Source organism: Acidisphaera rubrifaciens HS-AP3 (assembly GCF_000964365.1).
Taxonomy (GTDB): domain Bacteria; phylum Pseudomonadota; class Alphaproteobacteria; order Acetobacterales; family Acetobacteraceae; genus Acidisphaera; species Acidisphaera rubrifaciens.
In genome coordinates this window covers 1-12,056 of sequence record NZ_BANB01000335.1, presented here as the reverse complement: position 1 = coordinate 12,056, position 12,056 = coordinate 1, and the positions used below count along the sequence as shown (strand labels likewise).

The 12,056-nt window shown below is 67.8% G+C and carries 13 protein-coding genes; all 13 read left to right on the top strand.

The window, feature by feature from the left end; all coding sequences use genetic code 11:
- The coding region (locus B8460_RS10680; protein ID WP_048861584.1) for a molybdopterin-dependent oxidoreductase at positions 1–678 on the top strand (678 nt) is incomplete at its 5' end.
- Positions 675–1,685, top strand: coding sequence for an NADH-quinone oxidoreductase subunit NuoH (nuoH, locus tag B8460_RS10675; RefSeq protein ID WP_048861583.1), 1,011 nt, complete (start codon positions 675–677; stop codon positions 1,683–1,685). The genes B8460_RS10680 and nuoH, both read left to right, overlap by 4 nt.
- A gap of 22 nt (positions 1,686–1,707) precedes the next feature.
- Complete coding sequence (gene nuoI / locus B8460_RS10670) at positions 1,708–2,196, top strand: NADH-quinone oxidoreductase subunit NuoI (protein WP_048861582.1); 489 nt, start codon at positions 1,708–1,710, stop codon at positions 2,194–2,196.
- A 7-nt stretch (positions 2,197–2,203) separates the two neighbouring features.
- Complete coding sequence (locus tag B8460_RS10665) at positions 2,204–2,947, top strand: NADH-quinone oxidoreductase subunit J (protein WP_048861581.1); 744 nt, start codon at positions 2,204–2,206, stop codon at positions 2,945–2,947.
- A 2-nt stretch (positions 2,948–2,949) separates the two neighbouring features.
- Entirely contained in the window at positions 2,950–3,258 is a 309-nt protein-coding gene (nuoK, locus tag B8460_RS10660) for an NADH-quinone oxidoreductase subunit NuoK (protein ID WP_048861580.1), read from the top strand.
- Between the two features lie 4 nt (positions 3,259–3,262).
- Positions 3,263–5,197 (top strand): NADH-quinone oxidoreductase subunit L, encoded by a 1,935-nt coding sequence (nuoL, locus tag B8460_RS10655; protein ID WP_048861579.1) that lies wholly within the window; start codon positions 3,263–3,265, stop codon positions 5,195–5,197.
- Between the two features lie 4 nt (positions 5,198–5,201).
- A complete protein-coding gene (locus tag B8460_RS10650) occupies positions 5,202–6,737 on the top strand; it encodes an NADH-quinone oxidoreductase subunit M (protein ID WP_048861578.1) in 1,536 nt (511 codons plus the stop codon).
- Between the two features lies 1 nt (position 6,738).
- A complete protein-coding gene (nuoN, locus tag B8460_RS10645; RefSeq protein ID WP_048861577.1) occupies positions 6,739–8,160 on the top strand; it encodes an NADH-quinone oxidoreductase subunit NuoN in 1,422 nt (473 codons plus the stop codon).
- Positions 8,161–8,169: 9 nt separating this feature from the next.
- Positions 8,170–8,979: a type III pantothenate kinase gene (locus tag B8460_RS10640; RefSeq protein WP_048861576.1), complete on the top strand. Its 810-nt coding sequence runs from the start codon at positions 8,170–8,172 to the stop codon at positions 8,977–8,979.
- 23 nt (positions 8,980–9,002) lie between these two features.
- Positions 9,003–10,652 (top strand): ribonuclease J, encoded by a 1,650-nt coding sequence (locus B8460_RS10635; protein WP_048861575.1) that lies wholly within the window; start codon positions 9,003–9,005, stop codon positions 10,650–10,652.
- Between the two features lie 17 nt (positions 10,653–10,669).
- Positions 10,670–10,930 (top strand): DUF1467 family protein, encoded by a 261-nt coding sequence (locus B8460_RS10630; RefSeq protein ID WP_048861574.1) that lies wholly within the window; start codon positions 10,670–10,672, stop codon positions 10,928–10,930.
- A 71-nt stretch (positions 10,931–11,001) separates the two neighbouring features.
- On the top strand, positions 11,002–11,157 hold the full coding sequence (locus tag B8460_RS21860; protein WP_158322804.1) for a hypothetical protein: 156 nt from the start codon (positions 11,002–11,004) through the stop codon (positions 11,155–11,157).
- Between the two features lie 42 nt (positions 11,158–11,199).
- A partial coding sequence (locus B8460_RS10625; protein WP_158322803.1) for an acyltransferase family protein occupies positions 11,200–12,056 on the top strand: 857 nt, incomplete at its 3' end.

Genomic DNA, 12,056 nt, shown 5'->3' with positions numbered 1-12,056 from the left:
CGGCTCGCCGAGCGCGGCGGGGCGCTGACGCCGGATTGGCACGGGTTCAACGTGCTGCACACGGCGGCGGCACGGGTCGGTGCGCTCGATCTCGGCTTCGTGCCCGGTCCCGGCGGGAAGACGCTGGCGCAGATGATGGGCGGCGGCGTCGACGTGCTGTGGCTGCTGGGCGCGGACGAGTTCGACATGTCGCGCATCGGCGCCGACACCTTCGTCGTCTATCAGGGACATCATGGCGATGCCGGTGCCGCGCGCGCGGACGTGATCCTGCCGGGTGCCGCCTACACCGAGAAGCACGGCACCTATGTCAACACCGAGGGGCGGGTGCAGCGGGGCTATCCGGCGGTCGCCCCGCCGGGCGAGGCGCGGGAGGACTGGACGATCCTGCGGGCGGCGAGCGCCGTGCTCGGCCACGTGCTGCCGTTCGACAGCCTGGATGCTTTGCGGGCGCACATGGAAGCGGACGTGCCCTCGTTCGGACGGGTCGGGCATGTCGCGCACACCGGTTGCGCCGATACGACCGGGCCGGCCGGCGACCCGGCGGCGATGAGCGGCGCCGCGTTTGCCAGCACGGTCGCGAACTACTATCAGACCGACCCGATCAGCCGCGCGAGCCCGACCATGGCGGAATGCACCGCGACCTATGCCCAGTCCGCGCTGCCGGTGGCGGCCGAATGAGCGGCTTCCTAGCAACGCCGGTCGGCACCGTCATTCTCACGGTCGCGGAGGCACTGGCGATCGTCGTGCCGGTGCTGCTGATGATGGCCTATCTGACCTATGCCGAGCGCAAGGTCCTGGCGGCGATGCAGCTGCGCCGCGGACCGAACGTGGTCGGGCCGTTCGGCCTGTGGCAGCCCTTTGCCGACGCGCTGAAGATGCTGACGAAGGAAACGGTGATCCCGTCCGGGGCCAACCGGTTCCTGTTCTTCCTCGCGCCGATGCTCACCTTCGGCCTCGCGGTGATCGCCTGGGCGGTGATCCCGGTGAACGAGGGATGGGCGATCGCGAACATCAACGTGGGCGTGCTCTATCTCTTCGCGATCAGCTCGCTCGGCGTCTACGGGATCATCATCGCCGGATGGGCGAGCAACTCGAAATACGCCTTTCTCGGCGCGCTCCGCTCGGCGGCGCAGATGGTGTCCTACGAGGTGTCGATCGGCTTCGTGATCGTGACGGTGCTGCTGTGCGTCGGCAGCCTGAACCTGACCGACGTCGTGCTGGCGCAGCGGCATGTGTGGTTCTGCATCCCGCTGTTCCCGATGTTCATCGTGTTCTTCATCTCGGGTCTGGCCGAGACAAACCGCGCGCCGTTCGACCTCGCCGAGGGCGAGAGCGAGATCGTGGCCGGCTTCATGGTGGAATACAGCGCCATGGCCTTCGCCCTGTTCTTCCTGGGCGAATACACGAACATGATCCTGATCTCGGCGATGACGACGATCCTGTTCCTCGGCGGATGGCTCAGCCCGATCCCCTTCGCGCCGTTCACGCATCTGGGGCCGCTCTGGTTCATCCTGAAGGTCTCGGTGCTGCTGTTCTGCTTCTTCTGGGTGCGGGCGACGTTTCCGCGTTACCGCTACGACCAGCTGATGCGGCTGGGGTGGAAGGTCTTCCTGCCGCTGTCGCTGATCTGGCTGGTCCTGACGGCGGGTGCGCTCGAGCTGTTCGGCTGGCTGCCGCACGCGTGATGCGGGCACGGGGGTTCTGACCATGGCGTTTCTCGATCGCACCGCCGGACGCTTCCTGCTGGCCGAGCTGCTGGCCGGCATGGCCACGACGATGCGCTTCTTCTTCCGGCCTAAGGCCACCATCAACTATCCGTACGAAAAGAACGTCCTCAGCCCGCGCTTCAAGGGCGAGCACGCCCTGCGGCGCTATCCGAACGGCGAGGAACGCTGCATCGCCTGCAAGCTGTGCGAGGCGGTGTGCCCGGCGCAGGCCATCACGATCGAGGCGGAACCGCGCGAGGACGGGTCCCGGCGGACCACCCGCTATGACATCGACATGACGAAGTGCATCTATTGCGGCCTGTGCGAGGAAGCGTGTCCGGTCGATGCGATCGTCGAGGGGCCCAATTTCGAGTTCGCGACCGAGACGCGCGAGGAGCTGATGTACAATAAGGACAAGCTTCTCGCGAACGGCGACCGCTGGGAGAGCGAGATCGCCCGGCGGCTCGAACTCGACGCACCGTACCGGTAAGCCTGCGATGATCGTCGCATTCTTCTTCTATGTCTTCGCCGCCATCCTGCTGGTATCGGCGGCGGCGGTGGTCAGCAGCCGCAACCCCGTCCACTCGGTGCTGTTCCTGATCCTGGCGTTCTTCAACGCCGCGGCGCTGTTCCTCATTGCCGGGGCGGAGTTCCTGGCGATGATTCTCCTCATCGTTTATGTCGGCGCCGTCGCGGTGCTGTTCCTGTTCGTCGTGATGATGCTGGACGTCAACTTCGCGGAGCTGCGCGGCGGGTTCCAGCGCTATCTGCCGATCGGCGCGACGGTGGGCGTGGTGCTGCTGGTGGAGCTGGCGCTCGTGCTCGGCGGTTGGAAGTTCGCCCCCGACGCGATGAGCCTGCGTTTCGCGCCGGTGCCGGAGGCGACGCACAACACCGCGGCGCTCGGCGACCTGATCTACACGCAGTACGTCTTCCTGTTCCAGGCAGCCGGTCTGGTGCTGCTCGTCGCGATGATCGGCGCCATCGTGCTGACGCTGCGGGACCGGCAGACATCGCGGCACCAGAGCATCGAACGCCAGCACGCGCGCCGCCCGGCGGACACGCTGGCGATGGTGTCGGTGCCGCTCGGTGTCGGCATGGCGGAGGTGTCGGTGCCGCCGCCGCCCGCGCCACCGGCACGGCGGCTCGCCCATGCGGATGGGCATGCGGACGGGCATGCGGACCCCCATGACGCCGGCGCGGCGCATGGCGGCGGCCATCATGACGGCGGAGGGCACTGACGATGGCGGTCGGTCTGACGCATTACCTGGCGGTCAGCGCCATCCTGCTGGTGCTGGGCGTGTTCGGCATTTTCCTCAACCGCAAGAACGTCATCATCATCCTGATGTCGGTCGAGCTGATCCTGCTGGCGGTCAATCTCAACCTCGTCGCCTTTTCCGCCAGTCTCGGCGATCTGGTCGGGCAGGTGTTCGCGCTGTTCGTGCTGACCGTCGCCGCGGCCGAGGCGGCGATCGGGCTGGCGATCGTCGTCATCTACTTCCGCAACCGCGGCTCGATCCAGGTCGAGGACGTGAACCTGATGAAGGGCTGACCCGGTGTTCTACGCCGTCGCCATCTTCGCGCCGCTGATCGGTGCGCTCGTCTCCGGCCTGTTCGGACGCGCGATCGGCGATCGCGCCGCGCAGGCCGTGTCGATCCTGTGCATGCTGGTCGCCGCCGCCTGCGGGGTGACCGCCTTCTTCGCGGTCGGTTTCGGCAATGCGCCCACCGAGACGCTCGATCTCGGCGCGTGGGTGCAGGCCGGGTCATTCCATGTCAGCTGGGCGCTGCGGAGCGATCCGTTGTCGACCACGATGGTCGGGATGGTGACCTTCGTGTCCACCCTGATCCACATCTACAGCATCGGCTACATGGGCCACGAGCCGGAGGGGACGCGCTACCGCTTCTTCTCCTATCTGTCGGCCTTCACCTTCGCGATGCTGATGCTGGTGACGGCGGACAACCTGCTGCAGCTGTTCTTCGGCTGGGAAGGCGTCGGGCTGATGAGCTACCTGCTCATCGGCTACTGGTACGACCGGCCGAGCGCGTGCCGGGCGGCGATCAAGGCGTTCATCGTCAACCGCATCGCCGACCTGTTCTTCGCGGTGGGCGTGGCGCTGGTCTTCCTCACCTTCGGCTCGATCGAGTTCCCGGTGATCTTCGGCTCCGTCGCGCGTCATGCCGGCGACGTCTATCACCTGTTCGGCACGACCTTCCCGGTGCTGGAGGTGATCGGCTTCCTGCTGTTCATCGGCGCCATGGGCAAGTCGGCGCAGATCGGCCTGCATGTCTGGCTGCCCGACGCGATGGAGGGACCAACGCCGGTCTCGGCGCTGATCCATGCCGCGACGATGGTGACGGCCGGCGTGTTCCTGATGGCGCGCATGTCGCCGGTGATGGCATACGCGCCGACCGCGCTGGCCTTCGTCACCTTCATCGGCGGCACGACCGCGCTGTTCGCGGCGACGATCGGATGCGCGCAGACCGACATCAAGCGGGTGATCGCCTATTCGACCTGTTCGCAGCTCGGCTACATGTTCCTCGCGGCAGGCGTGGGTGCCTATCAGGCCTCGGTGTTCCATCTTTTCACCCATGCCTTCTTCAAGGCGCTGCTGTTCCTCTCGGCCGGCTCGGTGATCCACGCCATGTCCGACGAACAGGACATGCGCCGGATGGGCGGCCTGTGGCGCCTGATCCCGGTGACCTACACGGTGATGTGGGTCGGCAGCCTCGCGCTGGCCGGCGTGTTTCCGTTCTCCGGGTATTATTCCAAGGACGCGATCCTGGAGGCGGCCTATGCCGCGCCCGGCTTCATCGCGACCTATGGCTGGATCTGCGGCGTGCTCGCGGCCTTCCTGACCGCTTTCTATTCCTGGCGCCTGCTGATCATGACCTTCCACGGCAAGCCGCGGATGGATCATCACACGCTGGAGCATGTGCACGAGAGCCCCCCGGTCATGACCCTGCCGCTGGTGGTGCTGGCGATCGGGGCGCTCGTCGCGGGCTATGCGCTGCATGACGTGATGCTGGGGCCGGACTGGTCGGCCTACTGGCGCGGCGCGATCGTCAACGGGCCGGACAATCACATCATGACGGCGATGGAGCACGTGCCCACCTGGGTCAGCCTGACGCCCAGCGTGGTCGGGCTGCTCGGCATCGCGACGGCCTATGTCTGCTACATGTTCGCGCCCGGCATCCCGGTCTGGTTCGCCACCCGGCTGCGGCCGGTCTACCTGTTCGCGCTCAACAAATGGTATTTCGACGAGCTGTACGACTTCCTGTTCGTGCGCCCGGCGATGCGCCTTGCCCGTGTGCTGTGGCAGGTTGGCGACGCGACCATCATCGACGGGATGCCGAACGGCGCGGCGGCCCTCGCGGCGGAGGGTGCGCGTGGCGCGGTGCGCATCCAGACCGGATCGATCGCGACCTATGCCTTCGTGATGCTGATCGGGGTCGTCGTCCTCGTCGGCGTGTTCCTGCTGTTCCGGTAAAACCATGAACGCCGCCGGCTTTCCCCTGCTGTCGCTGCTGACCTTCCTGCCGCTCGTCGGCGTCGCGATCATCATGATGGTGCGCGGCGACGAGGCGACCGTGGCGTCCAACGCGCGCTGGACCGCGCTGTGGACCAGCCTGATCGTCCTGGCCCTCTCGCTGGTGCTGTTCGTCCGCTTCGACCGCGGCGAGGCAGGCTTTCAGTTCGTCGAAAGCGTGTCGTGGCTGCCGGAGTTCGGCGTCGGCTACAAGGTCGGCGTGGACGGGATTTCCGTGCTGTTCGTCCTGCTGTCCACGTTGCTGACGCCCATCTGCATCCTGTCCGCGTGGGAGGCGATCCATACCCGCGTGCGCGAGTTCATGATCGCCTTCCTCGTGCTCGAGACGATGATGGTCGGCATGTTCTGCGCGCTCGACTTCGTCGTCTTCTATATCTTCTTCGAGGGCGTGCTGATCCCGATGTACCTCATCATCGGGGTGTGGGGCGGCCCGCGGCGCGTCTATGCCAGCATCAAGTTCTTCCTGTACACGTTGACCGGCTCGGTGCTGATGCTGCTGGCGTTGCTCGCCATGTGGCATCAGGCGGGAACGACGGACATCCAGACGCTGCTGCACACGCAGTTCCCGGCCTCGATGCAGACATGGCTGTTCCTGGCCTTCCTCGCCTCCTTCGCCGTCAAGGTGCCGATGTGGCCGGTCCATACGTGGCTGCCCGACGCGCACGTGGAGGCGCCGACCGCGGGCTCCGTCATCCTGGCGGGCGTGCTGCTGAAGATGGGCGGCTACGGGTTCCTGCGCTTCTCGGTGCCGATGCTGCCGGAGGCATCGGCGATGTTCGCGCCGCTCATCTTCGCGTTGTCGGTGATCGCGGTGATCTACACCTCCCTCGTCGCCCTGGCGCAGGAGGACATGAAGAAGCTGATCGCCTATTCGTCCGTCGCCCATATGGGCGTCGTGACGATCGGCATCTTCACGTTCAACGTGCAGGGAATCGACGGCGCGATGTTCCAGATGCTGTCGCACGGCATCGTGTCAGCCGCGCTCTTTCTCTGCGTCGGCGTGATTTATGACCGGATGCATACGCGCGAGATCGCCCGCTACGGCGGGCTTGCCGACCGGATGCCGGGCTATGCGGTGGTGTTCATGGTGTTCACCATGGGCACGGTCGGCCTGCCGGGACTGTCCGGCTTCGTGGGCGAGTTCCTGGTGATCGTGGGCTCGCTGCAGGTCAGTTTCTGGCTCGCCCTGCTGGGCGCCACCGGCATGATCCTGGGCGCGGCCTATTCGCTCTATCTGTACCGGCGGGTGATCTTCGGCCGTATCACGCGCGACGATCTGCGCAATATCCTGGACATGTCGCCGCGCGAATGGGCGGTGTTCGCGCCGCTGATCGTGCTGACGATCTGGATGGGCGTGTATCCGTCGAGCTTCACGGACTTCTTCGACGTGACGGTGCAGCACATGAGCGCACAGCACACGGCGGCGCTGGCGCATGCCGCGCAGCTTGCCGCCAACGTCGTGCCGGCGGTGGGACACTGAGATGAACTGGACCCTCGCGCTGCCGGAAATCACGCTGTCGATCCTGGCGATGGCGATCCTGCTGTTCGGCGTGCTGCGCCGCGGCGAGAGCTTTTCCGTGTGCAGCATGCTCACCCTCGGGGCGCTGCTGATCGGGGCCGTGCTGGTGATCGGGCAGGCGCGCGGCTTCGCGTTCAACGGCCAGTACGTCGTGGACCCGTTCGCCGTCTTCGCGAAGCTGCTGATCCTCGCGGGCGCGGCGCTCGCGCTCGTGAGCGCGCAGGACTACAACCGGGAGGAGGGGCTGGCCCGGTTCGAGTATCCGGTGCTCATGCTGCTGGCGGTCGTCGGCATGCTGGCGATGGTCTCCGCCAACAATTTCATGTCGCTGTATCTCGCGCTCGAGCTGCAATCCCTCGCCCTGTATGTGCTCGCCGCCTTTGCCCGCGACGAACTGCGGTCCGCGGAGGCGGGGCTGAAATACTTCGTCCTCGGCGCGCTCGCGTCGGGCCTGCTGCTGTACGGCATCTCGCTGGTCTATGGCTTCTCCGGCACGTTCGACTTCGCCGCGCTCGCGCATCTGCTGAGCGACCCGTCGCACGCATCCGCGGGCCTGATCGTCGGCATGGTGTTCGTCATCGCCGGGCTCGCGTTCAAGATTTCCGCCGTGCCGTTCCACATGTGGACGCCCGACGTCTATGAGGGCGCGCCCACGCCCGTCACCGCCTTCCTGGGAACGGCGCCGAAGGTCGCGGCCATCGTGCTGCTGCTGCGCGTCATGTTCGTGCCGTTCGGCCACCTGACGTCGCAGTGGACGCAGATCTTCGAGTTCGTCTCCATCGCCTCGATGATCCTGGGCTCGCTCGCCGCCATCGGGCAGACCAGCATTAAGCGCCTGATGGCCTATTCCTCGATCGGCCACATGGGCTACGCGCTGATCGGCCTGACCGTGGGCACCGTGGACGGGCTGCGCGGGGTGCTGATCTACATGGTCACGTATGTGTTCATGAGCGCCGGCACCTTCGCCTGCCTGATCGCCATGCGGCGGCGGGGGCGGGCGCTGGAGAAGATCAGCGACCTGGCCGGGCTCGCGCGCACCGACGGCGGCATGGCGCTGGCGCTGGCGATCTTCATGTTCAGCATGGCCGGCATCCCGCCGCTCTCGGGTTTCTTCGGAAAGCTCTACGTCTTCCTCGCCGCGGTGCGGGCCGGGTATTGGACGCTGGCGATTATCGGCGTGCTGACCAGCGTGGTCGGCGCCTATTACTATCTGCGCGTCATCAAGGTGATGTATTTCGACGATCCGGCGCCCGCGTTCGACCGGCGGCCGGTGGGGCTGTCCTTCGTCCTGGGGGTCGGTGCCGTGGTCACGACGTTCTTCTTCGTCTTTCCCGCCCCGATCGTCGGCGCCGCACAGGCGGCGGCGGCGGCCCTGTTCGGCTGAGCCGGGGCCATGCTGCTGGTCGTCGATGCCGGCAACACCAACGTGGTGTTCGCCGTGCACGACGGGCATGTCTGGCGCGGCACCTGGCGCATCGCGACCGATCCGCAGCGCACGTCGGACGAATACGCGGTGTGGCTCCTGGCCTTGCTGCAGTACAGCGGCATCGACCGGGCGGGCATCACCGGGGCGGTGATCGGCACGGTGGTGCCGGCGGCGCTCTATCACCTGCGGCGGCTGTGCCGCGACTGGTTCGCGTCCGAGCCGCTGGTGGCGCGCGCCCATCTGCACTGGGGCTTCGAGATCAAGGTCGATCAGCCGACCGAGGTCGGGGCGGACCGGCTGCTGAACGCGCTGGCGGCGAACTGGCGCTATGGCGGACCGCTGGTGGTGGTCGATTTCGGCACCGCGACGACGTTCGACGTGGTGGACGAGGACGGTGCCTATCTGGGCGGTGTCATCGCCCCGGGGATCAACCTGTCGATCGAGGCCCTGCATCGCGCGGCCGCCCGGCTGCCGCGGATCGGCATCGGGCGGCCGCACTCCGTGATCGGGCGGGCGACGGTGCCGGCGATGCAGTCCGGCATCTTCTGGGGCTATGTCGGGCTGATCGAGGGGCTGGTCCAGCGCATCAGCGGGGAGTATGGCCGGACCCTGCGGGTGATCGCGACCGGCGGTCTGGCGCCTTTGTTCGCCGAGGGGACGGGTGTGATCGAACAGATCGACCCCGACCTGACGCTGGACGGGCTGCGGCTGTTGGCCGAGCGCAACCCCGCCCCCACCTTGAGCCGTGAACGCACGCGCCTCCTCGACAGCGACTGACATTACAGAAAGCCTTACGCTCTATGGATGCTTCCACCGGTGATCTGGCCTTCCTGCCCCTGGGCGGGACGGGCGAGATCGGCATGAATCTCAACCTTTACCGCAGTGGCGGACGATGGCTCGCGGTCGATTGCGGCATCGGCTTCAGCGGTGCCGACCAGCCGGAGGCGGACGTGCTGCTGCCCGATCCCGGCTTCATCGCGGATCGCCGCGACCGTCTGGTCGGGCTCGTCATCACGCACGCGCACGAGGACCATATCGGCGCCGTCGCGTGGCTCTGGCCGCAGCTTCGTTGCCCGGTCTATGCGACGCCCTTCGCCGCGGCCGTGCTGCGGCGCAAGCTGCAGGAGGCGGGCCTGCTCGGGCAGGTCAAGGTGCACGTGGTGCAGCCGGGTTCCGCCTTTGACCTGCCGCCCTTCTCGCTGCGCTTCATCCGCATGGCGCATTCCATCCCGGAGGCGCAGGCGCTGGTGATCACCACGCCGCACGGCGTCATCCTCCACACGGGCGACTGGAAGCTCGACCCGGAGCCGCAGGTGGGGCCGCCGACCGACGAGGCGAGCCTCGCCGCGTTGGGCGATGCCGGGGTCCTGGCGATGGTCTGCGACTCGACCAACGCGACGGTCGAGGGGCATTCGGGGTCCGAGGCCGACGTGCGGCGCGCGCTGCCCGCTTTGCTCGCCGGGCTGCGCGGGCGCGTCGCCGTCACGTGTTTCGCCAGCAACGTCGCGCGGGTGCAGAGCATCGCGCTCGCCGCGCGCGAGGTCGGGCGCAGCGTGGCGCTGGTCGGCCGCAGCCTGCGCAACCTGGAGGCGGCGGCGCGGGAGGCCGGCTATCTCGCCGACGTGCCCGAGTTCGTGCCGGAAGATGCCGCCGGCACGATCCCAGACGATAACCTGCTGATCCTCGTCACCGGCAGCCAGGGCGAGCCGCGCTCCGCCCTGGCGCGCATCGCCCTCGACACCCATCCGAACATCGCGCTCGGCGAAGGCGACACGGTGATCTTTTCCAGCAAGGTCATCCCCGGCAACGAGCGGGCGATCGGCACGGTGCAGGACAACCTGATCCGTCGCGGCGTGCGGCTGATGACGGAGGCGGACCACCTCGTCCACGTCTCCGGTCATCCGGCCCGCGACGAACTGCGCCGCCTCTATGCCCTGATCCGGCCGCGCTATGCGGTCCCGGTGCACGGCGAATGGCGGCATCTGGCGGCGCATGCCGAACTGGCGCAGGCGACGGGCGCGCAGCCGATCCTGCTGGAGGACGGCGACATCCTCAGCCTCGCGCCCGGCCGGGCGGAGGTGGTGGACAGCGCGCCGGTGGGGCGGCTGGTGCTCGACTCCAACCGGCTGGTGCCGGCCCAAGGCGGGGTGATGGCGGCGCGCCGGCGGATGCTGTTCAACGGCGTCGCGGTCGCCAGCCTCGCGGTCGATGCCGAGGGGCGGCTGCGCGGGACGGTGCGCGTCAGCGCGCCGGGGCTGCTGGAGGCCGAGGACCCCGAGGCCGAGCGCATCGCCGACGAACTCGGCGAGATCATCGCCGACCTGCCGGCGCCGCTGCGCCGCGACGATGCCGCGCTGACCGAGGCCGCGCGCACCGGGTTGCGCCGGGCGCTGGGCCGGCGCCTGCAGAAGCGGCCGCTGGTCGACGTGCATCTGTTGCGGATACGCTGACGCACGGAGGCGAGGTCATGAACTGGTTCACCGGAACCGTCCTCTACATTCTCATCTGGTGGGTCCTGCTGTTCGCGGTCCTGCCGTTCGGGGCACGCGGCGGCGACCTCCCCGATCCGCTGACCGGCTGGCGCGGCGCGCCGGCGCGGCCGTATCTCGGACGGAAGGTGATCGCGACGACTCTGCTGGCAGCGGTCGTCTGGGGCGGCGCCTATGCCCTGATCAAGAGCCCTTGGATCAGCTTTCGGCACGGCTACTTCGCGGCGCCGCAGGATTAGGCAGCCTCTTGCTCGAAACTGCGTCAGAACGCCGAGAAAACCGGCAAAATATGCCTCATCGCACAAAATACATGCTGCAACGCATCGTTTTCCGATGGACGGGGAATGGCATCGGACGCCATCATCACGGTCAGGAAGAGGATCTGGTCCTCGACCTGCCGTGTGACTGGCGTTTCCTCCCTAAACTTGGCCCGCTGCGCCTTCCGGCGCGCGGGCTTTCCTTTTGATACTTGATGGTAGGCGGCCTGTCACGCAGTTTTCTTGCGTCCATGGCCAGAAATCGTAGTGAAATTGCGTATTTCGATGATGCGGCGCAGTTTTCATGCGTCCCGCCGATCGTCCCGCCGCGGCCGAAGCTGCCGGACCTGACCTGCCTGCGCGGGGCGGCAGCTTTGTGGGTTTATGCGTATCACGTCAACCTCCAACTCGGCGGTGGCGGGTGGGGCGTGCTGCGGCGCGGCTATCTCGGCGTCGATGCGTTTTTCATGCTGTCGGGTCTGGTGCTCGCCTATGCCCATCCGGCGCTCGCGGGGCGGGGATGGGCGCCGCTGCGCTTCTGGGGGCGGCGGCTGGCGCGACTCTATCCCGTGCATCTGGCAACGCTCGCCTTGCTGGCGGCGGCGCTCGGCGCCGCCTGGGCTGCCGGGGTTCCGATCCGCGACGCGGGTCGGTTCGGGCTCGGCGAGTTGCTGCGGTCGCTGCTGCTGGTGCACGGCTGGGGGCTGAGCGGGCGCTGGGCGTGGAACTATCCGTCCTGGTCGATCAGTACGGAGTGGGCGGGCTATCTCGCCTTTCCCTGGCTGTGGCTCGCGGTCCGGCGCCTGTCGCCGGCGGCGACGGTCGCGCTGACGGCGGCGGCCTTCCTCGTGCTGGTCCTCGTCGGCGCGGGGCCGGTCGGCCTCAACCTTACCTATCAGGGCGCGCTGTTCCGCTTCGTGCCGGAGTTCGTGGCGGGGCTGGCGCTGGCGCGTCTCGCCGCCCTGCTCGCCGCGATCGCCGGGGGCGGGATGGTGCTGGCTCTCGCGGCGGCCGCCTGGCTGGCGGCGGTCGCCGCGCTGCCGGATGCGTTCGTGGTGGCTGCCCTGTGGTGCGTCCTGGCGGCGCTCACGGCGGGGGCGCTGCGCGG

Coding starts and splice junctions, on each gene's coding strand:
- nuoH (WP_048861583.1), top strand. CDS start 675: ATGAGCGGCTTCCTAGCAACGCCGGTCGGCACCGTCATTCTCACGGTC.
- nuoI (WP_048861582.1), top strand. CDS start 1,708: ATGGCGTTTCTCGATCGCACCGCCGGACGCTTCCTGCTGGCCGAGCTG.
- B8460_RS10665 (WP_048861581.1), top strand. CDS start 2,204: ATGATCGTCGCATTCTTCTTCTATGTCTTCGCCGCCATCCTGCTGGTA.
- nuoK (WP_048861580.1), top strand. CDS start 2,950: ATGGCGGTCGGTCTGACGCATTACCTGGCGGTCAGCGCCATCCTGCTG.
- B8460_RS10650 (WP_048861578.1), top strand. CDS start 5,202: ATGAACGCCGCCGGCTTTCCCCTGCTGTCGCTGCTGACCTTCCTGCCG.
- nuoN (WP_048861577.1), top strand. CDS start 6,739: ATGAACTGGACCCTCGCGCTGCCGGAAATCACGCTGTCGATCCTGGCG.
- B8460_RS10640 (WP_048861576.1), top strand. CDS start 8,170: ATGCTGCTGGTCGTCGATGCCGGCAACACCAACGTGGTGTTCGCCGTG.
- B8460_RS10635 (WP_048861575.1), top strand. CDS start 9,003: ATGGATGCTTCCACCGGTGATCTGGCCTTCCTGCCCCTGGGCGGGACG.
- B8460_RS10630 (WP_048861574.1), top strand. CDS start 10,670: ATGAACTGGTTCACCGGAACCGTCCTCTACATTCTCATCTGGTGGGTC.
- B8460_RS21860 (WP_158322804.1), top strand. CDS start 11,002: ATGCTGCAACGCATCGTTTTCCGATGGACGGGGAATGGCATCGGACGC.